24 protein-coding genes are annotated in these 23,770 nt (G+C 64.4%); 5 read left to right on the top strand and 19 right to left on the bottom strand.

Annotated elements, in window-relative coordinates; genetic code table 11:
- Positions 1-65: 65 nt before the first annotated feature.
- The 4 genes from CKO23_RS25690 to CKO23_RS15210 all read right to left on the bottom strand — a co-directional run bounded on the left by CKO23_RS25690 (position 66) and on the right by CKO23_RS15210 (position 2,737).
- A complete protein-coding gene (locus tag CKO23_RS25690) occupies positions 66-521 on the bottom strand; it encodes a hypothetical protein (RefSeq protein WP_242482467.1) in 456 nt (151 codons plus the stop codon).
- Positions 518-1,264, bottom strand: a complete 747-nt coding sequence (locus tag CKO23_RS25685) for an ATP-binding protein (protein WP_346014614.1) — start codon at positions 1,262-1,264, stop codon at positions 518-520. The genes CKO23_RS25690 and CKO23_RS25685 overlap by 4 nt, the downstream gene beginning before the upstream one ends.
- Complete coding sequence (locus CKO23_RS15215) at positions 1,254-1,601, bottom strand: hypothetical protein (protein ID WP_242482466.1); 348 nt, start codon at positions 1,599-1,601, stop codon at positions 1,254-1,256. The genes CKO23_RS25685 and CKO23_RS15215 overlap by 11 nt, the downstream gene beginning before the upstream one ends.
- A 65-nt stretch (positions 1,602-1,666) precedes the next feature.
- Complete coding sequence (locus tag CKO23_RS15210; RefSeq protein ID WP_274600223.1) at positions 1,667-2,737, bottom strand: transporter substrate-binding domain-containing protein; 1,071 nt, start codon at positions 2,735-2,737, stop codon at positions 1,667-1,669.
- 1,274 nt (positions 2,738-4,011) lie between these two features.
- Here CKO23_RS15210 and CKO23_RS15205 point away from each other — a divergent pair.
- The 3 genes from CKO23_RS15205 (at position 4,012) to CKO23_RS15195 (ending at position 5,760) form a co-directional block, all read left to right on the top strand.
- On the top strand, positions 4,012-4,401 hold the full coding sequence (locus tag CKO23_RS15205) for a hypothetical protein (protein WP_200332673.1): 390 nt from the start codon (positions 4,012-4,014) through the stop codon (positions 4,399-4,401).
- Between the two features lie 106 nt (positions 4,402-4,507).
- Positions 4,508-5,215, top strand: a complete 708-nt coding sequence (locus CKO23_RS15200) for a hypothetical protein (RefSeq protein ID WP_200332672.1) — start codon at positions 4,508-4,510, stop codon at positions 5,213-5,215.
- 164 nt (positions 5,216-5,379) lie between these two features.
- Positions 5,380-5,760, top strand: a complete 381-nt coding sequence (locus tag CKO23_RS15195) for a hypothetical protein (RefSeq protein WP_200332671.1) — start codon at positions 5,380-5,382, stop codon at positions 5,758-5,760.
- A gap of 153 nt (positions 5,761-5,913) precedes the next feature.
- On the opposite strand, the gene dmeF is transcribed toward CKO23_RS15195, so the two are convergent.
- A complete protein-coding gene (dmeF, locus tag CKO23_RS15190) occupies positions 5,914-6,867 on the bottom strand; it encodes a CDF family Co(II)/Ni(II) efflux transporter DmeF (RefSeq protein ID WP_274600222.1) in 954 nt (317 codons plus the stop codon).
- A gap of 69 nt (positions 6,868-6,936) precedes the next feature.
- Here dmeF and CKO23_RS15185 point away from each other — a divergent pair, with 69 nt between their 5' ends.
- Together CKO23_RS15185 and CKO23_RS15180 are read left to right on the top strand one after the other, a co-directional pair.
- A complete protein-coding gene (locus CKO23_RS15185) occupies positions 6,937-7,212 on the top strand; it encodes a metal/formaldehyde-sensitive transcriptional repressor (RefSeq protein ID WP_200332670.1) in 276 nt (91 codons plus the stop codon).
- A gap of 155 nt (positions 7,213-7,367) precedes the next feature.
- Entirely contained in the window at positions 7,368-8,213 is an 846-nt protein-coding gene (locus tag CKO23_RS15180; protein ID WP_200332669.1) for a transglutaminase family protein, read from the top strand.
- Between the two features lie 111 nt (positions 8,214-8,324).
- Here CKO23_RS15180 and CKO23_RS15175 read toward each other — a convergent pair whose 3' ends face one another.
- From CKO23_RS15175 to CKO23_RS15110, 14 genes are all read right to left on the bottom strand, one after another.
- Entirely contained in the window at positions 8,325-9,812 is a 1,488-nt protein-coding gene (locus CKO23_RS15175) for a sigma-54-dependent transcriptional regulator (protein ID WP_200332668.1), read from the bottom strand.
- Positions 9,813-9,915: 103 nt separating this feature from the next.
- Positions 9,916-11,340: a hypothetical protein gene (locus CKO23_RS15170; RefSeq protein WP_200332667.1), complete on the bottom strand. Its 1,425-nt coding sequence runs from the start codon at positions 11,338-11,340 to the stop codon at positions 9,916-9,918.
- Positions 11,337-12,008, bottom strand: coding sequence for a PspA/IM30 family protein (locus CKO23_RS15165; protein WP_200332666.1), 672 nt, complete (start codon positions 12,006-12,008; stop codon positions 11,337-11,339). The genes CKO23_RS15170 and CKO23_RS15165 overlap by 4 nt, the downstream gene beginning before the upstream one ends.
- 169 nt (positions 12,009-12,177) lie before the next feature.
- Entirely contained in the window at positions 12,178-12,738 is a 561-nt protein-coding gene (locus CKO23_RS15160; protein ID WP_200332665.1) for a protein disulfide oxidoreductase, read from the bottom strand.
- Positions 12,739-12,821: 83 nt separating this feature from the next.
- A complete protein-coding gene (locus CKO23_RS15155) occupies positions 12,822-14,627 on the bottom strand; it encodes a V-type ATP synthase subunit A (protein WP_200332664.1) in 1,806 nt (601 codons plus the stop codon).
- A gap of 4 nt (positions 14,628-14,631) precedes the next feature.
- On the bottom strand, positions 14,632-15,279 hold the full coding sequence (locus tag CKO23_RS15150; protein ID WP_200332663.1) for a V-type ATP synthase subunit E: 648 nt from the start codon (positions 15,277-15,279) through the stop codon (positions 14,632-14,634).
- A 5-nt stretch (positions 15,280-15,284) separates the two neighbouring features.
- Positions 15,285-15,647, bottom strand: a complete 363-nt coding sequence (locus CKO23_RS15145; RefSeq protein ID WP_200332662.1) for a V-type ATP synthase subunit F — start codon at positions 15,645-15,647, stop codon at positions 15,285-15,287.
- A gap of 43 nt (positions 15,648-15,690) precedes the next feature.
- Positions 15,691-16,137, bottom strand: coding sequence for an ATP synthase subunit C (locus tag CKO23_RS15140; protein ID WP_200332661.1), 447 nt, complete (start codon positions 16,135-16,137; stop codon positions 15,691-15,693).
- A 59-nt stretch (positions 16,138-16,196) separates the two neighbouring features.
- The gene (locus CKO23_RS15135) at positions 16,197-18,071 is read right to left on the bottom strand and encodes a V-type ATP synthase subunit I (RefSeq protein ID WP_242482465.1); all 1,875 of its coding nucleotides are present in this window, start codon (positions 18,069-18,071) and stop codon (positions 16,197-16,199) included.
- Between the two features lie 41 nt (positions 18,072-18,112).
- Positions 18,113-19,201 (bottom strand): V0D/AC39 family V-type ATPase subunit, encoded by a 1,089-nt coding sequence (locus CKO23_RS15130; RefSeq protein ID WP_200332659.1) that lies wholly within the window; start codon positions 19,199-19,201, stop codon positions 18,113-18,115.
- Positions 19,202-19,259: 58 nt separating this feature from the next.
- Complete coding sequence (locus tag CKO23_RS15125) at positions 19,260-19,577, bottom strand: ATPase (protein ID WP_200332658.1); 318 nt, start codon at positions 19,575-19,577, stop codon at positions 19,260-19,262.
- Between the two features lie 32 nt (positions 19,578-19,609).
- On the bottom strand, positions 19,610-19,954 hold the full coding sequence (locus CKO23_RS15120; protein WP_200332657.1) for a hypothetical protein: 345 nt from the start codon (positions 19,952-19,954) through the stop codon (positions 19,610-19,612).
- Between the two features lie 115 nt (positions 19,955-20,069).
- The gene (locus CKO23_RS15115) at positions 20,070-22,526 is read right to left on the bottom strand and encodes a hybrid sensor histidine kinase/response regulator (protein WP_200332656.1); all 2,457 of its coding nucleotides are present in this window, start codon (positions 22,524-22,526) and stop codon (positions 20,070-20,072) included.
- 262 nt (positions 22,527-22,788) lie between these two features.
- Positions 22,789-23,770, bottom strand: a 982-nt coding sequence (locus CKO23_RS15110; protein WP_200332655.1) for a tyrosine-type recombinase/integrase, incomplete at its 5' end; no start/stop codon positions are given.

Genomic DNA, 23,770 nt, shown 5'->3' with positions numbered 1-23,770 from the left:
GCTTGGACGAGTTCAAGACGCTGGAGGCGAAGATGGACGCCAGTGACCCGACAGCGAGGACCGCTCTATCTTGCTATCCACGCATCGGCGGAGGGCTCCAGCTCGAACACCTGCTCCAAGAGCCTGTGCTCCTCCTGATTCAGATCCGGCAGGATGCCCGGATCTGTGCCGCCGGCCTTGAGGAAGTCGATGCCGGTGCGCAAGAGGCGCAGCGGCAGACGGAAGGCGGCGCCGTCCTTGCCCGCCTCGTCCCAGGCGGCGGCCCAGGTCTGCAGGTTGTCGGGGCAGGGCAGGTCGGCCGCGGCGCCATGGAGACTGCCCAGATGGCGCGTGAGCGCCTCGCCGAGGTGGGCGATGGCGTCGGCATCGCGGTAGACCTGGAACAGATCGCAGGTACGCGCGCGCCTGATCCGCGGTTGCGGGGTGCTGTCAAAGAAGGCGCCGATGATGTCCCTGGAGTCGCCTCGATCGGTTGGCACGGCATTGCCGTCATCCCGCAAGCCATCTCTTAACGCGCTCATCGCGGCCTCCCGGCGCCCGGCTGCGACATGGAGCGCGGCCAGCGCGAGAGGAGAATCGACACACGCCGCGAGCGGGGCAGGGGTTTGAGGTGCTCGGTCTGGAGGAAGCCGAAAAAGGCGCTCTGGCGCCTGGCGATCGCGTCCACCAGACGCTGGGCGGTGGCTACCAGTGAGAGTACCGGGTGCTCCTGGATGAAGGCCCGCAGTGTCTGTTGACCGGCCTGGCCCTGACCCTCGAAGAGCGCGTCGAGGTCCTCCACCACGACCAACAGGGTGCGATCCCGCAGGTTCGTGAGCAGGCGTTGGGCGAGCGCGTTCTCGGCGTCCTCCGCCGTCAGGTCGAACAGGGGCTCCAGCGCTTCGGGCGTGAATTCGTCGGGATAGCGCCTGCTCAGTGCCGCATAGACGCGGCGCAGCAGCTCCAGCAGGCTGGTGCTGGTCGCGTCCTCGTTGAGCCAGGCGATGCGCAGCCGCTCATCCAGGGTCCGGTCCTGTCCCAGCCGGTGCACCAGCAGCGCGACCAGATGGGTCTTGCCGGTGCCGCGCGGCCCGACGAAGAGGAGGTGGTGCTTGTTGCCCGTGGTGGCGCTCTCGCACACGCGCTCGACGGCATCCTCGATCAGCGCCTGCCGCTGCACCGTGATGGCCTCTAAATCCTCCGGCGGCGTGCGACTAGGGGTGAAGACGGACAGGAAGGCGCGCTCCTGCATGGCGGGCGGCTTCGGTGTGTCCTCAGAGTCCACGGGCCAACCGCCACCAGCGCTGCAGCAGCGGGAAGCGGAAGCGGTAGTCGCCATTGGCATCGGGCGCCAGATCCTGATCCTGCTCCATGAGTCGGAGCAGGTCGATGAGGCGCTCGCGGTCATCCAGGGTGCCGGCCGCCCGGCCTTCGGCCAGCAGCTCATTGATGGAGACGGCGACGGCCCCCGCTGGCGCGGCACCGGCGGCGTACTTCAAGGCTTTGACGATATGGTGGATATAGAAGGGGAAGCCGTCGGCGAGGTGGGCGATGGCGGCGGCCCTCTCAGCCGGAGCTGGCCGATGCGCCGCTCGGCGGTCATGCGAATGGATTCGGCCCAATCGAGCGAAGCGGGCCGGCGTGCATCACCGATGGTCGCACCCATCGCTAGCGATCTTCGCGCGGATCAGTCAGTCGCTCCCAGGTAGCGGAACAGCAATTCATCCCACGCTGGATCATGCAGGCTCTCCAGGAGCGCTTGGTTGAGCTTCTCGCGAAGAGCGCTTCCGGAGGGCAGCGCGATCCCGTAATCCTGGCGTTCGAAGCGCACGGACAGCATTCTGAGCCGGTCATCGAACTGCCGATGGATCTGGTAGCTCAGAATGGGCTTGTCGTAGACCACGGCATCCACCGTCCCTCCAGCCAGGGCATCCAAGGCATCCTCCAGGCTGGGCTTGGCGTGGAACTTGAGCCGGGCATCCGTGAGGTACTGCGCGCTGGTCGTGTCGGCAACGGTGGCGATCCGGGCGCGCGGCAGGTCGTCCTTACCCCGCACCTTGCCGCCGAGCTCACCGACGGTGAGCGCTGTGGTGATGGCGGCGGTAAAGGAGGAGACGATGAGGATGCCGGCGAACATCCAGACCATGGCCACCAGCCTTCCACCCAGACTCTGAGGGGCCTTATCGCCGTAGCCCACGGTCGTCATGGTGACGGCGGACCACCAGAGACCGGCACCGATGCCCTTGGTGGGTGTGCCGCCGAACTGGGCGTTATGGCGCCGCTCGAAAAGCCAGACCAGCATCCCGACCAGTAACAGCAGCCCCAGTAGACTGGCGATGACCTGGAGAAACGGGACCGAGAACAGGCGCTGGCTGACAGTCAGCCAACCGCCGCCGCCATCGATGCGCACCGCGATCCCCAAGCCTGAACTCAGGAAGGGGTGCGTGAAGTCCATCCGCCGCTCGCGCGCGCTGGTAATCGTCAGCCCCGCGACGGCGGCATCGACTTCCTGGTGTTCCACGGCATCCAGCATCGCCTTGAGGCCCATCTCGCGGAAGCGATATTCCAAGTCAAGCTTGGTGGCCAGGGTGCGCCAAAGCTCGATACTGATGCCTTGCCAATTGCCGCTCTCGTCCTTCATCGCAAATGGCGGCACATCACGGGTCGCAATGGTCATGACGTCGGAGGCTTGCGCGGCGTTGAGCGTCAGCGGGGCGAGCAACAGGCCAAGCCAGAGCAATAAGGATCGTGGTCGCATGGTCGACATCCGTAAATCGGGCGCAAAGCCGGAAAGCCCCTTTGCGCGAACGGGCCTCCATTATGATTCGGTCCAATCGCGTGGTCGGCGGGAGCAGTGCCCCCGTCGCGCCAGCGAGCCATCCGGCGCTGGCGTGTTCTTTCCCAACCGCCGGATCTCCGCGAAGGCATCCGAGCCTCTGCTGTCGGCGCGGAGCTTGCGGAATGCGGCCGCTCCAGCGCCCTCATGGTAGCAGCAACCACTGCGACGGCTGACCGCGAGACGCCCTCATTTCACTCAGGGCTCGGCCAAACGCCGGCATGGCCGCGCGATCGCCGACGTCAACGACCCCACGACAGAGACCCAGCATCTGATCGGATGGTCCAGCCAAGGAGCGGTCGAGGTGGGCGTTCGCGCCGCCTATGCTAAGCTGCCGGCCCGAAACCAGAGCTAGGGTGACCATGGTCCCGAGTTCCTCTATGCAGGCCCGCCACCCGGTTCTCCGAGCATCACATCGTTGAGACCTTCACATAAAAGCGGTGAGCTGCTACTCGGCTCGCAACATAGAGCCCAAGCGAGTGCAGACGACCCATATCGGCCGTAGTCCGCAGTCTCCGGGACGGCCGACGCTGGCCGATATCACGAGTTGCATAGACTGACAGCAGAACTCTCAACGATCAGCCTCCAATTGCCCCTCTCCTTAAGGTGCGCCAGAGTGATTAGAGGACTCAACGATATATTCACAAGTTCCAAGGAAGTAATTATCGAAAGAATGAAGAGCCCGCTGCTATCTTCGTTTGGTATCGCATGGATAATATTTAAATGGAAAATAATATTAATACTGGCTTTAAGTGATAGCACTATAGAGTAAAAAATCACGAAAACCGATTCTTTCGCTAGTTTATCACGCGGCTTTTTGCTTCCCGCTTTAGTCGCTATTTTCTATGCGGCGATATATCCTTTGATCAACTTCGGATTGTTTAAATTGCATCATCGATTCGAAAAATGATGTAAGTTACCAAAGCTGAGAGCGCGATTGAAGTATTGGATTTTAAAATCAAAAAAGTTAAATTGTAAAATAAATTGGAAGAAAGCCGATTTGTTTCAGATCACAGGCTTGAGAGGGAGAGGCTTAATAATGAGTATGGCTTGCAGGAGAAAAAAATGAGCTGGAAATGAAGCGCTTAGAGTTTCAGCAGAAATTAAAAGATAAGACCGAAGATACTGCGGCAGATCAAGCTGCATAATGAGAAGGGAAGATCAGAAGTGACTGCGCTACACGGCAGTATTCCAAAATGAACGAAAAGAGCATCTCAAAAACCATCATGGTTAGATATCTATTTCGAAAACCGAAGTATCCGTTGCTGATCGAGACAGATGGTAGAGTCGCAGGCGTCAGAAACGAGAGAAGATTTGAAAAAATCGATAAAAAAGTATTATTTTCAAATAAGGAGTCGTACATCGTCATTGATTCCAGCGGTGAAGGTTGGAAGTTTTTTCCTGAAGACGAAATAATTAGCCCGCTGACCGTCCTAAAGCGATGGAGTAAAAGGAAGATAATCGATTTTTTCAACGCCTCGCTGGATAAAACAGGTTCTTCGGCAAGATGCGAGTCACGAAGCCTATCGAATAAGAGACTAGAACGGGTGATTCTTGAGATTATTGAATTTGAGAGTAGCCTCTAAAAAGTCGCTCAAGCCGCCTCCGCACGCCCTGCGTGGTGGTTTACTTCAAACGCCTTGCCTTGCACAGGGCGTATTGGTCTTGGTCGTTATAGTCAGTAGGTAAGAAATGCAAATTGTAAAAGGCGACACTTCAAACGAAAAAAGGCAATTGCTTGGAACGGTAACAGGAGAAATTGTTCAGCCGGTTAGAATATACTATAGAATTAAAGACAAAGAGGCTGTAAGGCGAGTATTTTCAAAGCTAAAATGTATCGATTTTGATTCCGATCGCGACAGATATGTATGGCTTTATCAGAAAGAATCCAAAAAGCTAACTTTTAAGAAACCATACTCATCTATTCCATCGCAATATAGACCTGTTGTTATAGGTTCCTTTTTTTCTAAAAAGCCCAGCGAAATGTACTTGGAAATACGATCGATTGAGAGAGCCATAGAAGGCATCCCATTCTTTGATACGCACATAAAAAGATATATGGCTGAAATTGAGGATATTAGTATCGTCAATAGGTTGTTTTCGCCCGAAGAGAATTTAACGGACTTTTCTGAGTTTTTCGATAAGGAAGTGATAATCGAGCCCGAAGAAAAGATCAATAAATTGAAGGCTGATCTTGCTCAGGGGAAAACACTTGACAAAATTTTAAACGAAGAAGAATTGTTACCTATGGTGGAAAGATTTCCTTCTCACTTCTATGAAGATGGGATAAATTCACTAAAATTTTCTCTTCGAGCCAGACAGCATGTTGCAATGCAGCATTGGAGCGGAAATACTCGCTACACATTGAGGGATTATATTTCAGGGTCTGTGAGTCACTAATTGGCAATCGGCAAGAGATAGATGGGCGGGATTCGGTGAATTTCGCTCTCGCTCGTCCACCCTTCGAACGCATGACCAAGGCCGCTGCGGTCATTTCTGGTCAAGGGACGCTCTGAGTTGGCCGCGCGTGAGCTCCGTCGTTATCTGTCAAGAGAAGATTTGCCATGCGCAAAATCGATGACTTCAAGCCGTTCGTGCCGTCGAATGATTACGCTGTCTCGAAAGCGTTCTACGAGTGCATGGGATTCGCGATCAACTGGGATGACGGCGCAGTTTGCGAAGTCGATACGATGTTTGGCTATCGATTTCTCCTTTTACCCAGAAATCATAATAACTACGCCCATAGCCTAATGCTTCATTTCATGGTCAATTCGGCCCAGGAGTGGTACGAACATTTCTTGAACGTTGGGTTAGCTGAGAAATTCCCTGGAACAAAAGTGGCTGCACCGGATTTGAAGCCGTGGGGGTTGCTCATAACACACGTATGGGATCCGGCAGGGGTCTTGTTGCATTTTGCAGAACGGCCAGGTGAAAGCACACCATAAGTTGGCCCCGCGGAGTGCGTTTGCGCTCGGCTGACCGCTCTTGGTGTTGAGCCGTTGCTGGAGCCTTCGGGCGAATGACTGCTATTGGTCGACCGTAAGGAATTGTCCATCTTCCGCGTCTGGATGCTCGGCCGGAGCCCGTCCCAACGTCTCTCAGGCCGCTAGGGCCCGCGCGTTGCGGCGGCGATTGACTTCCACGGTGACGTGGACCAGCTCTTCGTGAACGCTGAGTGCTTGACGGACGGCATCCGGTTCGAGGGGCTCCGTCACGACGAGTGACAGGATGCAGGCGTACTTGTCCTTGCCGACCCGCCACAGGTGCAGATCGGCGATCTCGGCCGCGACCGGCAGCTCGGCGACCACTTCGCGGACCTCCGCCACGACAGGGCGATCCATCTCGGCGTCGATAAGGACGCGGCCGGTGTCGCGCAGCAGGCCGTAGGCCCAAACGGACACCAGGGTGGCGCCCACGAGTCCCATGACCGGATCGAGCCAGGCCGCGCCCCAGAGCTTGCCGCCGAACAGGGCGACGATGGCGAAGAGGGAGGTCGCGGCGTCCGCGAGCACGTGCAGATAGGCCGAGCGCAGGTTCAGGTCGTGGTGGTGGTGATGCGCATGACCGCCATGATGGTCATGATGATGGCCGTGTCCGTCCTTGAGCAGCCAGGCACAGACCAGGTTGACCACAAGACCCAGCGCGGCGATGGCGATGGCTTGGTTGTACTGAATGGGCGTCGGGGCAAGCAGCCGCTCGGCGGACTGAAAGACCATGAGCGCCGCGACCGCAACGAGGAAGACCGCGCTGGTGTAGCCACCAAGGATCTCGATCTTCCAGGTGCCGAAGGCGAAGCGGGGGTCATGGGCAAAGCGCCGCGCGGCGGCATAGGCAACCACCGAGAGTCCGAGCGCGAGCGCGTGTGAGCTCATGTGCCAGCCATCGGCGAGCAGCGCCATGGAGTTGAAGATCCAGCCGCCCGCGATCTCCGCTACCATCATGGTGGCCGTCAGCCACACCACCCAGCGCGTGTTGCGCTCGGCGAGCGGATTGCCTTCATCGAAGACATGGCTGTGCTGCCAGTTCTCAAGCGAGGCGGTGTTTCGCATCATGGAAGACCTCTGCGTCGATCCCGCTTTATACTCTACCCCTGTACCCTATTTGCAGCAAGAAAACCGCCCATGCCCCATACCGTCGAAGAGAAGAAGCCCCTGCTCGCACGCGTCCGGCGCATTCAGGGGCAGGCCGCCGCCCTGGAGCGTGCGCTCGAGCAAGAAAGCGACTGCTCGGCGGTGCTGCAGCAGATCGCCGCCATTCGCGGCGCGGTCAACGGTCTGATGGCGCAGGTTCTGGAGGGACATCTACGCGAGCACTTAGGCGCGGAGGAGCGAACACCGCAGCAACGGCACGAGGATCTCGAGCAGGTGCTCGGCGTCTTGCGGTCGTATCTCAAGTGAGTCGATTTCAAACAGGCCGCGGGCATTCAGTGACACCGGCGAACGCGGGCGGCGCACGCCGACGCAAGAGCCGGTTGCCACCGGGCAAGGTCCCCGCGGCGCCGTCCCATCAGTGTCAGGGGCACAGCCCCAGTCATGGCCGCAGCGGGTGAATCATGCAGCGCTATCGAATTCTCCATCGGACCTACTACAACTTTCCCGCCGAGGTGGTGCTTGAGCCGCATGCGGTGCGGCTGCGCCCGCGTGAGAGCCACGAGTTGCGGATCGAATCCTCGTCCTTGACGATCACCCCGTCCGCGACCCTGCGCTGGCATCGCGACGTGGAGGACAACTCGGTGGCGATCGCGACCTTCGCGACACCGACCAGCCAGCTCCTGATCGAGAGCGAGGTCGTCATCCAGCAGTCCAATCCCGCCCCATTGGATTTTCTCGTCGATGAGAACGCGGTCAACTACCCCTTCGTCTATCCAGCCGCCGACAAGGCCGTTCTGGCGCCCTACATGGACAGCCCACGGGACGCAGGCGTCTTGGCCGACTGGGTCGCCACCATCTGGAAGCCCGGCGAGCCGCTTCAGACGTACACCCTGCTGGAGCGTCTGAGCAGCCAGATCCAGCAGCGGTTCAGGTATGAGGCGCGTGAAGCGCCGGGCGTTCAAACGCCGGCGCAGACACTCAGCCTCGGGACCGGCTCTTGCCGCGACTTCGCCTGCCTCTTCATGGAGGCGGCCCGCCACCTGGGCTTTGCGGCGCGGTTCGTCAGCGGCTACCTCCAGGTGCCGCCGTCGAGCACGGATTTAGGCTCGACCCACGCCTGGGCGGAGGTCTATCTGCCCGGCGCGGGCTGGAAGGGGCTGGATCCGACACTGGGCGAGCTCGCCGGACCCAAGCACATCGCCGTGGCGGTTGCACGACTGCCCGACTCCGTTCCTCCGGTCGCCGGTGCCTACCTTGGACCTCCGGGCGCGACCCTGGACGTCGGCGTCTGGGTCTCGCCGGTGTAATCCGACCGGTGCATCTCCAGCACCGGAATTCGCTGAAACCTCAGACCGGCAGCGCCCATTCTACGAACCACTGATCCCTGTCTTCCTGGGTCAGCGCATTGGCGGATGGGCCTAGGGTTCTTGCCGCCCCTCGATATGGCGCTTCGCCGTCCGGCGGTCGAGGCCGGTGACGCGCGCGACCGCCTCGAAGGTCCCAAGCCTGTCGTAGAGTCTGCGGCAATAGCCGCCGAGCAGTTCCGTGGCGTCGAGCGACCCGGCCGCGGCGGCGGCGAGCCAGGGATCCGCGGCCGGTTCCGGGCCGCCGGGCAGGGCGTCCGGCACATAGCGTCCGTTGAGGATGACGCGGCGCAGCGCCTGCTCCAGCTCGCGCACGTTGCCCGACCAGGGGTAGCCGCTCGGCAGCTCGGACAGGGCGTCCATGATGCGGGCGTGCAGGGCGTCCGCGGCCTCTCCGACCATGCGGGCGAGGAGGGCGGCGACCAGTTCCTCGAGTTCATCCGCGCTGGCCGCGAGCCGCTCGCGCAGCGTCGGAACGACAATGATGTTGCCCGAGAGGCGGTAGAAGAAGTCGCGCCGGAAACCGCTGCCGCTCATCAGCTCGTCCAGGGAGCGATTGGTCGCCGCGACGATCCGCCCCTCGAAACGCTGCGGCTTGTGGCTGCCGACCGGCGTGAAGGTGCGCTCTTGCAGGACCCGCAGCAGTTTGGTCTGCACGGGCAGTGAGACGTCGCCAATCTCGTCGAGGAAAAGGGTGCCGTAGGAGTCGCAGCGGGAGAAGAGGCCGTCGTGATTGTCCACCGCGCCCGTGAAGGCGCCCTTGCGATGGCCGAAGAGTTCGGACTCGATCAGCCCCTCGGACAGCTCCGAGAGGTTGGTCGCGATGAAGGTCTGCTCGACCCCGCGCGCGAAGCGCTGACCCTGGGCGTCCAGCGGGATGGCGCCGGAGCGTCCGATCGCGGCCGCCGCCGAGCCCTTGCCGGTGCCGGTCTCGCCGAGCAGCAGGGTGGAGAAGTCCTGCATGCGCTCCCAGAGCAGCAGGGTGTAGCTGCGCAAGTCGGTGGTGAAGACGCTGTTCCAGAGCGCGCGGCGCAGCGCCCGCATGGGCTCGCTGCGCCCGACCAGCGCGCGCTCGATGAAGTAGTAGGCCCGTCGCAGTTGGTAGTAGAGCGCGATCCAGCGGCGTGACTCCTTCGGATCGAAGCCGTAGCCGAGCAGACTATCGAGCAGGCCCTGCAGCCAGTCGAGGTCCGGTGCGCTCGCGCGGCCGAGGCGTTGGTGCTCGATGAGGCCGTCGAAGTAGGCGTAGTGGCGCTGATAGCCGTGAAAGAGGAAGACCTGCCGCATCAGCATCTGATCCGCCCCGGCGAGCTGGTCGAGCCGCTCCAGGCCGCGACTGCGCAAGCCCGCGAGCCGTTGCTCCAGCGCTGGCATCAGTTTGTCGTAGAGATTGGCCTGGGAGACGGTGTTGGCCGGGGCCGCCTGGCCGAGCAGTCGGCTCAGACGCGCCTGGTCCGTGCCGAAGGGGTTGGCGTAGACGGTCTCGGTGAGCAGGGCGAAGAAGCTGCGCTCCTCGGGGCTCAGGTGGCGGGTGGTCGGCATGGGGCGGTCCTGTTGCGATCGGGCTCTTGGTGGGCAGTCGAGCGCGGGGTATAGCGAATCCGATACCGCTCGGGCGAGCCGGGAGGCCCGAGCGGCCTCGCACTCAGCCTTCGCGATCGAAGTGCTGGTGCCACTGGGCGAGGCGGGCCTTGAGGCGCGCCCCATGGCGCTCGACGACCGAGCCGGCGACGATGGTCGCGATCCCGAGCAGCACCAGGGCGCTCCAGCCGCCGATGGTGAAGGTCGAGAGGGCGTCCTGGGCGGCGAAGCCGAGTCCGCTCAGCGCCGTGATCAGGCCCATGGCAAAGACGAAGCGGGCTCGCGCCGTGTAACCGTAGGCGAGGGTGGCGATGCCGATGACGAGGCCGGCCAGGGCGTTGCCGAAGCCCCCGAAGGCCGCCAGGTTCAGCAGCATGGCGAGGGTCGCGACCATGGCGGCCGCGCCACGATACTGCGTGCGCCAGCGGCTGCCGAGCGTCGAGAGATCGACCAGCAACGCGGCGAAGACGGCCGCGGTCAGGGGGACCTGGACGATCTTCGGGATGACCCGCGCGTCGATCACGCTGGTGAAGGCGAGGAAGGTGCTGATGGCCGCGACCAGGATGGCGAGCATCTCCAGTGCGCTGCGCCAGCCGCTGTCGCCCGCGCTTGCCAGGATGGCCAGACGCAGCGCGAGATAGGCGATCAGGCTCAGTGTGGTGAAGAAGAGCGCATCGGGCGCATAGAGCCAGAGACTGCGCCCGCCCAGGACGAGCAGGGGTACCAGCAGCACGGCGCGGGCGAAGATCCCCTCGGGCGTCGCGAGCGCGGTATCGCGCCGGCGCAGGGGCAGCGTCAGCGCAGCGATGACGGCGCCCAGCCCGAGCAGGATGGCGGAGATGGCCGCGTCATCGCGCGTCGGGATCAGCAGCGCGCTGTTGGCGAGCAGGTAGAGGCCGGTGAGCGGCCAGACCGAGCGCCTCGCCATGATGCGGAAGCCCAACCAGACCGCCAGCGCCAGTCCCAGCACGCTGGCGGCGGCGACCAGGAGCGCCGAGCCGGCCGCCATGCTGCCGCTACTCGCGGTCCAGAAGGAGGTCGCGGCACCCATGCCGGAGGGCAGATCCCAGGTCAGATGGTCGTAGGTCAGGCCGCCGAGGAAGGCGAAATTGACCGGGACGGCGGCCAGCGCCAGTGCGATGAAGAGCCGGGCGCCCTTCGCCTCGTGCAGCAGGTTGCCGCTGGCGAGTCCGGCGAGGGTCAGGATGGCGGTGTGGCCGAGCAGCAGCAGGCAGCGGGTGAGGTCGTCACCTTCGCGCCAGCCCTGGAAGAGGTACATGACGAAGGCCGCGACGATCACCAGGCCGCCGAGCCCGCGCAGCACGAGCGACAGACTCAGGGTCGTGCGGCTGGAAGGGTTGGAAGGGCTGGACGGACTCATGGGTGTCCGCGGCTGGCTGTCCGATGCGTTCGCGGAGTCGGTCGTGAAGTCGAGTGCCGCGGGATCGATGCTGAAGTCCAGCTGTTCGACAATGGCTTGGTGTTTCATTGGACACCTCCCGAGCGGCCTTCGCGGTTGCGCTTGAGTGCCTCGAGCTCGGCCTTGAGCGCGGCGCGCTCCTCGGCGGCGACGAATTCGGACGCGAAGGGATCGCTGTCGCAGAGGGTGTCGGTCGTCAGCTCGGCCTCGGTCAGGCGAATCTCCCAGCGCTCGAAGGTGTCGTCCAGATCGAAGAGGGCGCCGGTGTCGGTCTCGCGGATCCGCGAGGCCGCGTCCGCCGTCGCCTCGCGGCTGCGCATGAGCTGACGACGGTGCTCCAGGGTTTCGACACGCTGGCGCAGACCGTCGATCTCGCCGCCGAGGTGGCTCTCCACCTCGACATGCCGCCGGTAGCTCTCCGCCAGGGATTCGGCCTGGCTCGCCGCTCGCTTGGCGCGGCTCAGGCACATGAGCGCCTTGTCCTCCCCGTCGGCCGTGGGTTCACAGCTCAGCGCCCGCTCGCGCCAGGCCTGCTCGTCGGCCCGCAGCGCATCGAGCTTGCGCCTGAGTCGATCCCCGTCCTGCCGCATGCGGGCGTGCCGGACCTTGGCCTTGGCATAGAGGCGCCGGCTCTCGCGGATACCGGCCTCGACGACGGCGTCGTGGTTCTCGATCTCACCGACCATGCGATCCAGCTGGGTGGAGACGGCAAGTGTGACGCGCTTGAAGAATGACATCGGATGCTCCCGTTTTGATTTGGATTGGCATCTAATGTCTATCAAGGGGCGTGCCGGAATTTCACCGAGGGCACATCGCGATAACAATCAATAGGATGGGTGTCTTTTCGCGAGCAGGAACAGAAAACGCCTTTCGATCAGCATACATTGAATGTCGATCGCGCTGTCTTCAGTGGGCATTTTTTGTAGTGGGAGACGCCGGTTCGGCCTGATCGGCCATCCATAGCCGCGCCCTCAACCCTGGCCCGGAGCTGGCCCCGACCGTGGAGTAGCGGATCTGGCCGGCGGCGTCCAGGACGAAGGTCGTGGGCACCCCGGCGACACCCCAGCGGCGTGCGATCTCGCCGTCGGGGTCCGGGAGGACCGGAAAGTCCTGTCCGGCCGCGCGCATGACGTCGCGCAGCTCCCCCGGGCTGCCGGATTGCAGGGCGACCGTGATCACCGGATGGTCCTTGGCGATGGCGTCGATCGCGCCGTCCATGAGCGTGCACACGGGGCACCAGCTCGCCCAGAAATGGACCAGCACGGGCTGACCGCGGTAGTCCCCGAGAGCCACGGCGGCGCCACTCAGGCTAACGCCGGCCAAGGGTGGTGCCTCGCCGCTGACGAGCGGTCGCGCCTTCCACCACTGCACGCCGCCGACGATGAGCGCGATCAAGGCGAGATCGAGCGCCCAGCGACGCCAACGGGGTTTGCGTGCTGGGGAGGGATGGTCGTTTGGGTCTGGCATCGGGTCTGTCCTTCTGACTTGAGCCTGGTCACGAAGCTGGAGCTTCGTGACCGGAAAGGCGCGAGGCAATGGATGGATGGCTCCTAAGACCCCGCAGCCACGTCCGCCTGTTTCGCATATTCGATCCGAATCGCCTCCATGGCCTGATCCACCTCCCGTCGAAAGGCCTCGATCTGATCCAGTTGCTCACTCGAATAGATCGATTTGATCCGCCGCATCTTGGCGAGCAGCGGCAGGTTCTGTAGCTCGGTCACCGGCACACCCAGCTTGATGAGCGCTTCGCCCTGGTTGTAGATGCTGATGGCGAGATCGAGCAGGGCGAACTGCTTGGCGGGCGAGCAGAAGGTGTCGATGTCGTCGAGGGCGCTTTGCTGGAGCACACCCTCCTTGATGAGCGCGGCGCCTTCCAGCTCCCAGCGCTGGGCGCTGGAGAGGGCCTCGGGGCCGACCAGGTTGACGATGCGCAGCAGCTCGGCGTCGCGGGCGAGGAGGGCGAGGGCGGTGGCGCGGCGTTTCTCCCAGTTTGGATCCACCTCTTTGTGCCACCACTGGGCGGCGGTCTGGACGTGACCGGAGAAGCTGGTGACCCAGTCGATGGACGGATAGTGACGGGCATCGGCCAGCTCCTTGGAGAGCGCCCAGAAGGTCTCGATGATGTCCTTGGTGTGACTGGTCACGGGCTCGGAGAAATCGCCGCCCGGCGGGGAGACGGCGCCGATGAGGGTGACGGAGCCGGAGCCGGCGTCGAAGGTCTCGACCCGGCCGGCGCGCTCGTAGACGGCGGCCAGGCGGGAGGCGAGATAGGCGGGGTAGCCTTCCTCGACCGGCATCTGGCCGAGCCGCCCGGAGACCTCGCGCAGCGCCTCGGCCCAGCGGCTGGTGGAGTCGGCGAGCATGACGACGTCATAGCCCATGTCGCGGTAGTACTCGGCCATGGTGACGCCGACGTAGATGGATGCCTCGCGCGCCACCACCGGCATATTGGAGGTGTTGGCGACCAGCAGGGTGCGCTCCATGAGCTTGCGCCCGGAGTAGGGGTCGTCCAGCTCGGGGAAGGTCTCGAGCACGTCGACCAGCTCGTTGCCGCGCTCGCCGCAGCCGACGTAGATGACGATGTCCGCGTTCGACCAGCGGGCGATCTGCTGCTGCACCACGGTCTTGCCCGCGCCGAAGGGGCCAGGCACGGCGCCCTTGCCGCCCTTGAGCTGGGGAAAGAAGGTGTCGATGACGCGCTGGCCCGTGATGAGCGGGGAGATGCCGTCGTCGCGTTTCAGGTAGGGGCGCGGCTTACGCACCGGCCAGCGGTGATACATGCTCAGGCGATGGATGACGCCCTTGGCGTCGCGCACGCGGGCGACGGTCGACTCGATGTCGTAGTCGCCGGCCGGGGCGATCTCCTCCAGCTCACCCTCGACGCCCGGCGGCACCAGGATGCGGTGCTGGATGGTCTGGGTCTCCTGCACGGTGCCGAGCACGCTGCCTGGGCCAATCTTGACGCCCGGCTCCAGCGCCTTGCCGGGCTCGAATTCCCAGAGTTTGCCGCGGTCGAGGGCCGCGACGCTGATGCCGCGGCGGATGTAGTCCCCAGACTCCAGCGCGATCTTCGCGAGCGGTCGCTGCACGCCGTCGAAGATGCCGCCCATGAGACCCGGGCCTAGCTCGACCGAGAGGGGCCAGCCGACACCCACGGCGGGCTCGCCGGGTCGAACGCCGTCGGTGGATTCGTAGGTCTGGACCACGGCTTCTCGACCGCGCAGTGAAATGACCTCGCCGAAGAGCCCCAGGTCGCCGATCTTGACCTGCTCGCCGCTGCGCACGCCGGGCAGGTCGATGGTGACGATCGGGCCGTTGATGTCGCGGATGACGCCAGTCTTGTTGGTGTCGGTCATGTTCTCATCCGATAAAGATGTTGCCGGTGTCGAATCCGCCCGGCAGGAGGCGCTCGAGGATGATCTGCTGGATCCGTGGCCGCAGACGCTCGAGCCGCCCCTCGAAGGTGTGATCCACGCGGATGCGCGTGTCCGCGCTGGTGATGAGCACGCCGCCCAGGGTCTCGATGGCCTCGTTCTTGGGGGCGAGCCGCAGCGTCTTGCTGGCCGGGGCCTCTTGGATCACGAGATCCCAGCGCGTGTAGAGTTCATGTTGATCCTGCATGTTGGCATTGATGCGCAGCTCGTCCGCCTCGATCAGCTCGGCGGCGCCCAGGATGAGGCGCTCCAGCCAGGTGCCGTAAGTCTGGGCATCCGCCATGAATGCCCGCATCCGCTCGACGAGACGCCGCTCGACACCCTGGACCAGGTTCCAACGCACGCGGTCGAGCTGGGTCTGCATCTTCAGCTCGCTGGCCTGCACGCGCTGGCGGAAGGTGCGCTCGCCGAGCGACTTGGCGATGCTGTCTTCGCGCGCCTCGCGCAGCCGCAGCCGCTCGGCGGCCTCGCGCAGGATGCTGTCGCGCGTGCGGTTGGCGCGCTCGTGGTATTCGCTGGCCAGTTGCTCCGCGCGAGCGAGGATGGCGCGTTCCAGCTCGTCTACCTGATTCATGGTCGCTATCGCTCCTTGGGTTGGCCGGGTTCGAGCGTGGCGGCCCCGAAGAGGGCCGAGAGCCGTTGCGCCACATCGCTCGCCAGCTTGGGCTGCGCGCTCAGAGTGGGCACCGCGATGACGACGATGCGCCCGCCCTCGTCGAGCACCCGCCGCAGGCTCGGGATGTTCGCGCCCATCAGCGCGTCATCGACGATGACGAAGGCCTTCTCGCGCTGCCGCAGGAGGTCGCGCAAGACCTGCTCGACCTCCTCGATGCTGGGGCTCGGGTGGGTCTCGAAGCCGATCAGCCGAAAGCCGTCCGCCAGCTGATCGTCACCGAGAAAGAGCATGCGGGTCGGCTGGGCCTGATCCTGTCGTTGATCCATCGTCAGCGCGCTCCCCGTATCGCGCGGTCGCGGGGTCGCCGCGTCATAGCTTGTTCAGCAGGAGGATGGAGATGACCAGGCCGTAGATGGCGATGCCCTCGGCGAGGCCCAGATAGATGAGGGTGCGGCCCAGGTTCTCCGGCTTCTCGGTGATGGCGGCGAGCGAGGCCGCGCCGATAGGGCCGACGGCGATGCCGGCACCAATGGTGGAAAGGCCGGTCGGGATGCCGACGCCGATCATGGCCAGCCCCATGCCGACCGTCATCTCGGCGGTGCCCGCGGCGCTGGCGCCGGTCTCGGCCATGGCGTCGTGGACACCGAGCGCCAGAAGCGCGACTTGGGCCGCGACGAAGACCAGCAGCTGCGAGCCCATCGCCGACTTGAACCAGGGGCGGATGCGCCGCGACAGGCTGGGGCGCCACTCAAGGGCGATCCCCCCGGCGATCAGGCCGAGAATGGCGACGGACATGAGTGCAACGAGCCAGTACATGGTGTGCTCCTAGTGGGTTTGGGGGGTGATGGTGGCGAGGTGCGCGCGTGAGTGAGCGCTCATGACGGACCGCGCCCGAAACGAATGGGCGCGAAGGCATGCCCGTCACCCGAGAAATAGCGCGAGAAGCCTTCGTAATACTGCAGGCGCATGACCTGGATCATGACGATGCCGCCCTCCAGCACGAGCACGAAAATGTTGCCCAGGATGACGGTCAGGACGTGCCCGAAGGCGCCCATCATGTCGGCGAGGGTGAAGACGGCGATCGACAGGGCGACATGATTGAGGCTGAAGGCCGCGACCCGCAGGAAGGAGAGGGTGTTGGAGACGTAGCCGATGATGGTCTCCAGCGTCTCGATGAAGACGACCAGGATCTTCTCGCCGACCGGGGCCTGTTGCTGCCTCCAGCTGTAGACGGCCAGGGCGCCGAGCGCGAGGACGATGAGAACGCTCGGCAGGAGACCGAGGTTTTCGCCATGTCCGAGCTGCCAGCTCCCGCCGATGAGCGCCAGGTAGAAGATGAGATTGACGATGCCGTGGTGCCCGAACAGAGCCCCCGTCCAGTTGCTCACGACCAGGCGGTTGTAGATGGCCAGCAGGCAGGCGACCGCCAGGAAGACGACGCCCCAGCCGAGGGCGATGCTCAGCATCAGGAGCGGGTCGCTGAGAGGGCTCATCCAGAGTGCGGGCAGCAGGTGCTCGTAGCCGAAGACGCTGCCATAGAGGACGCCGAAGCCGATGGACGACAGACCGGCCATGACCCCGAACGGCCAGAAGCCTTTCAGCTTGCCGCGCAACCACCAGGCGGCCATGGCGATGACGGCGCCCTGCCCGACGTCCCCGAACATGCTGCCGAACATGAGCAGGAAGGTCAGGGCGAAGAGCGGCGTTGGGTCGACCTCGCCATAGGCCGGGATGCCGTATTGGTTGACCAGCATGGCGAAGGGCGCCAGCAGTCGGCTCTTGACCGGCACGGTCGGGACCAGATGACGCTCCTCCGGGAGTGGATTGCGCACCCTCAGGTCGAAAGCGCCGTCGAGCGTTTCGCTCAGTCGCTGGCGCAGCTGATCGACCGCGCGCGCGGGCACCCAGCCGGCCAGGTGCGCGAGGTGGCCCGCGCTGCGCAGCGAGGGATCCAGCGTGACCAAGGGCTCGGCGAGCATCAGCGTGTGGCGGGCCTCGACGAGTCGAGTCCGGTAGGGCGCGGCCCAGTCGTCGAGCGTTTCCCGCAGGGTCTGACGCTGCTCGGCGATGGTCTTGCGCTGGGCGTCCAGATCGCGCTGCAGCTCGGCCGGTTCGCGGTCCAGCCCCTCTGGGATCGGCAGGGACTGAAAACCCGCCGCGGCGAGCACCGCGCCGAGGGTATTCTCCTTCGCCCCGGTCGGGCCGACGATGACGACGTGCGCGTTGTCGCCGCGCTGCGTGTAGACGTGGAGGATGTGATTCGCCAGACCCACGGCGCCATCGAGCTGGCGCAGATTCTCCCGCGGGACCAGGCCGATGTAGATATCCAGGAAGCGCGTCTTGGTGCGCAGCATGCCCAGGTCGATGTCCAGATCCGCGAAATTCTGTAGCGCGGCCTGCTGCTCCTTGACCAGACGCTCGGCGTCGTCCAGGCGGCGGAAGTCTTCTTCGTAGCTGGACGCCTCTCCCCAGAGCGTGCCGAGCCAGTCGTCGAGGGCGCGCAGCTCGTCGACATCGACGACGCGCACCTGCCCGATCCCGTCGGGCGGATCGACCGCAATGAGCCGCGCGATCTTGTCCAGCCGGGTGTGGGCCTGGCTGTAGAGCTCGCGATAGGCGTGGCCGGGCAGGGCGGCGAGCTGGGACTCGAGCGGTGCACGCTCGTCCGGATGGAAGCTCTCGGTCTCGGCCAAGGCCAGCGACGCCCGCGGCAACGCCTCCGTCAGGGCCAGGAGGCGGACGTGCTTCATGGGCATCGGCCTCAGCATCAGGGGTTCTCCGAAGGCTGTGTTCAGGTTGCGCGCATGGCCGTGGCGGATGCGCTCAGGCGTCTCGGCGGGTGCGCGCAGGTCGGCTCGATCAGATCCAGCGCGACCTGGATGGTTTCGTCCGGAAAGCCCAGCAGACGCCCCTGGACGGCCGCGAACAGCAACATCAGGTCGGTCTCCCGCAGCATCAGATAGGCCAGTGCGCGCGCCACGCCCGATTGGCTGCGCGCCAGCACCCAGCGCATCTCGGTGAGGGTGTAGCGGCCGATGCGTTGCTGGACGTCGGCAATGCTCTTGCTCTCCGCCAGCAGGGCGTCCAGCGGCGGCGGCAGCGCCTGCAGCACCTGCTCGAAGGTCTCCAGATTGACCAGGCGCAGCAGGCGCTCGCGGGTCAGCAGTCGCATGGAGGGCACCAGCCAATAATAGGTCTCGGATGGCGAGAGCTGATAGGAGAAGCGGAAGCGCAGCAGCCAGAGCAGGGTGACCCGATCCAGCTCGGCGCCCAGCAGCCGCCGTAGCGAGACCAGCTGGTGGTCGCTGAAGGCCATGATGCGGCGAACCAGGCCGACGTAGTAGCGTTGATCCACCGCCGCCTCGAGCGCGAAGGGGTCGCGTTGCTGCTCATAGGCCTCGCGCGCCTGGCGGGCGATCTGCCGGTGCGGGCCGGCCTCGAGCTGGCGCAGCAGCTCCAGCACGTTCTCGGCGCGCAGCAGCGCCTGGTCGGAGTCGTGGATGTCGCTCGGCAGATCGAAGAGATTCGCGCGGATCTCGTTCGGATCCAGATCGTAGAGCTTGCCGCGGATCAGGGTCTTGAGGTTGTAGAGTCCGTACTTGCGGCCCCAGTCCAGCACCAGGCCCTGCTCCTCGGCATTCATCGGCCGAATCAGGATCCGCAGCTCGGTCAGCAGCACGTTGACGATGCTCTGCTCGATGGCGCGGCTCCTGGCCGCGTTCGAGGGTTGCTCATCGAGCAGCGCGGCCAGTCCGAAGGCGTCCGACAGGGAGGACAGCGAGCGCTGCGAGAGGCCGGCGATGAGCGTGGCATCGAACAACCGCGTCGACATCGCCGAGACCAGGGTGTTCAGATAGGCTTGGTCGGCGACATGACGCATGCGCGGCAGTCCTCGCGGGCTTGGTTGAGATCGGCCACTCTCGGCATCCGGCTGGCGGTCACTGATCCGGGGCGATCAGGATCTGGAAGGCGGCCTCCAGCGCCTCGTCCTCGCGTTGCTCGGCCTGGTCGCGGAGGTGGACATGGCGTTCGTCATAGCGTCGGCGCAGCTCCGCGATGTTCTGCTCGGCGCGCTCCTCCGCCTTGGCGATGACGGCCCGATGCAGGTCCGGTATGCGGGTGGTGAAGCGGTCGTTGTCCGCCTTGGCGTCGGCGACGGCCTGCTTGATGATCTGGTCCTGCGCGTCCTCAGCCTGTTTGGCCAGGCGTTCGGCCCGCATCTCGGCGTCGAGCAATCGCTTGAGGGTGTCATCCATCGTACAGATACCTGTGGTCCGGTTGTGCTCGCTCAGCTCCCTGGATCGCCGTAGAAGACGTAGTTCGTCGAGTAGTCGCTGATCTCGAAGTAGACCTTCTTCTCGCCGTTATCCTGAACGCCGTTCTGATTGATGTCGAGCACGCCGTAGCCGAAGCGATAGGGGCGTGATCCCGAACTCTGGGTCGCGCCAGCGGTGGTGAGTTTATCGATCTTGATGAACTTGCGCGCCAGCTTCTCGCCGGCGTAGACCTCCAGCACGCCGTCGGCCCCCGTCCAGTTCTGCAGCGATCGGCCGATCTTGTTCTGCGTTTCCTGGGTGCAGCCTGCCGCGATTGTCGCGGCGGCGAGGATGGCGATCGTCATGCTGCTCTTCATGCGGATGCTCCTGTATCGATGAAGGGCCGTCGCGGATGCCAGCGGGTTCGGATGCGACCGGGCGAGCGGCTGGGGCTGGCCAGGCTGGCGCGGATCCCCGAGTGCCCGCGTGCGGTCAGAAACCCCTGGCGAAGCGCAGGACGATCTCCTCCAGAACCGCCGGCTGCAATGGCTTGGTGATGTGCTCGTCCATGCCCGCGTCGCGGCAGCGCTCGGCGTCGCTCTCCAGGGCGTTCACCATCATGGCGATGATGGGTGTGCGCGCGGTGGCTTGCTCCAGCTCGCGGATGGCGCGCGTGGCGGCGATGCCGTCCATGCCAGGCATGTAGAGGTCCATGAAGATCAGGTGAAACCTCTGCGCGCGGAAGAGATCGACGGCCGCTCGACCGTCGCTGGCGATGCTGACCTCGTGTCCCCACTCCCTGAGCAGACTGCCCGCGAGTTTCTGGCTGACCTTGTTGTCGTCGACCAGGAGAATACGCAGTCGCTGGCGGTGCTCGATGAGGTGGTGGCGCGTCAGCAGCGGCGCGCTGGCCTTGGGCTCGGGGGCGTTCAGGACATGCGTCAGGGTCTCTCTGAGCTCGAGGGGGGTTACCGGCTTGGTGAGGAAGGCGCTGATGCCAAGCTCGCGGCAGCGTTGGGCATCGCCGCGTCTGCCCACGGAGGAGACCATGATCATGTGGCTATGCTCGGCGAGACCGGCGTCCTTCAGCGACTGGGCGAATCCGAAACCGTCGAGCTCGGGTAGGGCGGAGTCGAAGAGGTAGACGTCCACCTGGATGCCCTTGGCACGGTTCTCCCGCGTCATCGCAAGGGCCTGCAGCCCTGTGCCGGCTTCCTGAACGGCGAATCCCCATTGCTTGAACCAATAGGCCAGGGTCCGGCGATTGACGGGGTGGTCGTCCGCGATGAGCACGCGCTTGTCGGGCCAGTGCTGCATGGGAAGCACGGGTGCCTCGGGCGAGACGGTGCGGGCGAGGGGGAGGGCGAGGAAGAAGGTGCTGCCGACGCCTTCCTCACTCTCGACCCAGATGCGCCCGCCCATCAACCGGGCAAGTCGCGCGCTGATGCTGAGACCCAGTCCGGTGCCGCCGAACTGGCGCGTAACGGTGGCGTTGCCCTGGGTGAAGGCGGTGAAGATCTCCTCCAGCTTCTCCGGGCGGATGCCGATGCCGGTATCGCTGATCGAGATTTGGATGAGATCCCGATCCGGGTTCTCGTCCGGACAGGCGTGCACCTGGAAACGGATCTCGCCCTTGTCGGTGAACTTGATCGCGTTGTAGCAGATGTTGACGAGCATCTGGCGGATGCGGCCCGGGTCGCCGAGGCTCTCGGGCGGCAGGTCTCCGAGCTGATCGAAGACGAAGGTCAGTCCCTTCTTGTCGGCGGTGCTGACGAGGGACTTGAGCATCTCGGTGATCATGACCGAGAGGTTGAAGGGGATTGCCTCGATCTGCATGCGACCCGCGTCCATCTTCGCCAGGTCCAGGATGTCGTTGAGGATGTTCAGCAGGGCGTCGGCCGAGTAACGGATGAGATCGACATAGTCGCGCTGAACCGCGCTGAGATCGGCATCCAGAACCAGCTCGGTGAGACCCAGGATGCCATTGAGCGGCGTGCGGATCTCATGGGCCATGTTGGCGATGAAGTGGCTATTGGCCTGATTCGCCGACTGCGCGAGATCGCGCGACTCGCGCAGCAGGTTCTCCAGATGCCTGGCGGGCGTGATGTCTCGGGTGGCGCCGATGAGGCGCGGAGGCTCGCCCGCCGGAGTGCGCGCGCGCATGGCTTGAGTGCGCAGATAGCGCTCCTCGCCACCCGGACAGACCACCCGGTACTCCAGCGCGAAGTGGTCCTTGTCCCTTAGGCTGTCCTCGACCAGGGCGCGCGCCACGGGTTGATCGCTGGGATGCATGCAGTGGATCCAGTCGTCGAGACGGCCCCTGAACCCACCGGACTCGGGCGCATCGGACTCGAGGCCGCAGAGCCTCTGGGTTTGCGCGTCCCAATCCAAGCGGTCGGAGAGCGGATCCCACTCCCAGATGCCGATTCCGGCGGAGTCCGTGGCCAGCTGCAGCCGCTGGGTCTGGTCATTGAGCCGAGCCTCCAGCAGACAGGCCCGCGCGGCGTTCGCCAGTTTCTGCAACAAGGGGGCGAGGGCACGCTGCAGGTCGGTGGACAGCACCCCGACCGATGCATCACGGAGGAAGATGAGGACGCCGAAGCCCGGTAGACGAAAGGCGTGCAGGGCACAGTCGCCCTTGAGGGAGACGAGGGGGCTGCCGTCCGGCAGCTCGGCCAAGGCCTGATCGAGGGAGGTCGGTGCCCAATCCTCCCAGAAGTCGCTGTAAGAGGGCTCTCGCGGCAGGGTTTCCGGCAGCATGCAAACCGCGGGCGTCGCACCAGCAGGTTTCGGATCCGGCTGGTGCAGCTGGAGAATGGCGGCGCCAACCCCTTCCAGGTGCTCGAGCATCTCCGCCAAGAAGCGGTTGAGCATCGGTACGAGTTCGATGGTGTCGCCGATCGTCAGGGAGAGCTTGAAGAGAATCTCGGTTTTGGTCTCTGGGCTCATGGTCGTATGCGGATGGACCTGGGGCACTTGGCAGCCCGGCAAGAGGAATGGGCATTCGATAGCATCGTTTTACCCGAAATCGCGGGGAAGGTCTTGGTCTCTGATCGAGGCAACGGATAATTCTCAGGTCTCGACCCTGTCGGCGGGAACACGGATGAAAGCGGTTTCGCCTCCGCGCAGGGATGCCGAGTCATTTTCAAGCCGCTGGAGTGATTGAACCATGAAGCGGCGCTGATCGCACAGGGGAGCCTGGCGGGCCTGACTACAAGAGCCCTTCGCCCGCGTGATCCTCGAACTCGCGACTGCGGCGCACATAGATCATGACGGTCTTGGGGTCTTTGTGCCGCGAGACCTCCATCAGCTTGAAGAGGCTCGCCTTCGAGAGCGCGGCGGAGGTCATGAACCCGGAGCGAAGGCTGTGCCCGGCGTACTGGTCGGGGTCGAGCCCGACGGCGAGCGCGCTGCGCTTGACGATGGCGGCCACGCTGTGCGCGGTGAGCGCGTGCTCGCCGACCGCGTCTCCTCGATACATGCGTCGAAACACCCAACCCTCGGTGATTCCAGCAGCCCGCAGCCACTCGCGCACCGCGCGCACCGGGCAATAGAGATCGCCGCGGATGACCGGGACGACCTCTCCCAAGCCTTCGGCATCCGTCTTCGACTGGCGAATGTGGACCCGCAGCCCCTCGGACGTCTCCTCCAAATCCTCGACCCTCAAGGCGACCAGCTCCGAGCGGCGGAAGGCTCCCGCGAAGCCCAGGGTCAGCAGTGCGCGGTCGCGCAGACCCTGGCGCCGCGACTGATCGAGCGCGTCGACCATCGCCCGCAGTTGCTCGGCCAGCGCCGGCGCCTTCTGATCAGGCGCCGAGCCATGCGTGCGGGCGATGCCGCGCAGGGTCCCGCGGACCAGCTCGGAGTGAGTCATCGACGCGTGGCCGCAGAGCCGGTGTGCCAGGCGAATCGCGGCCAGCCGTCGGCGCAGCGTACTGATCTTCCGCCCGGCCTCGGCCTGCGCCGCCAGAAAGGCCGCGATGGTTTCAGCGGCGGCGGGCAGGGCAGGCAAACCCTTGGTCTCACACCAGGCATTGAACGCGGTCCAGTCCGTGCGATAGGCACGCAAGGTCGAGCTCGCATGGCGCGCCGCGAAATAGCGGGCCAGTCGCGCCTGATCGTCGTCCGCGAGTGCAGGCCCTTCGGAGGGCGCGGGCCAGCTCGTCGCGGCGACGGGGAGCGGGTGGTGAGGG

Origin of the sequence: Thiocystis violacea (assembly GCF_016583565.1) — a bacterium.
Lineage (GTDB): Bacteria > Pseudomonadota > Gammaproteobacteria > Chromatiales > Chromatiaceae > Thiorhodococcus > Thiorhodococcus violaceus_A.
The sequence above is the reverse complement of the archived record's forward strand: the minus strand, read 5'-3'. Positions and strand labels throughout refer to the sequence as shown.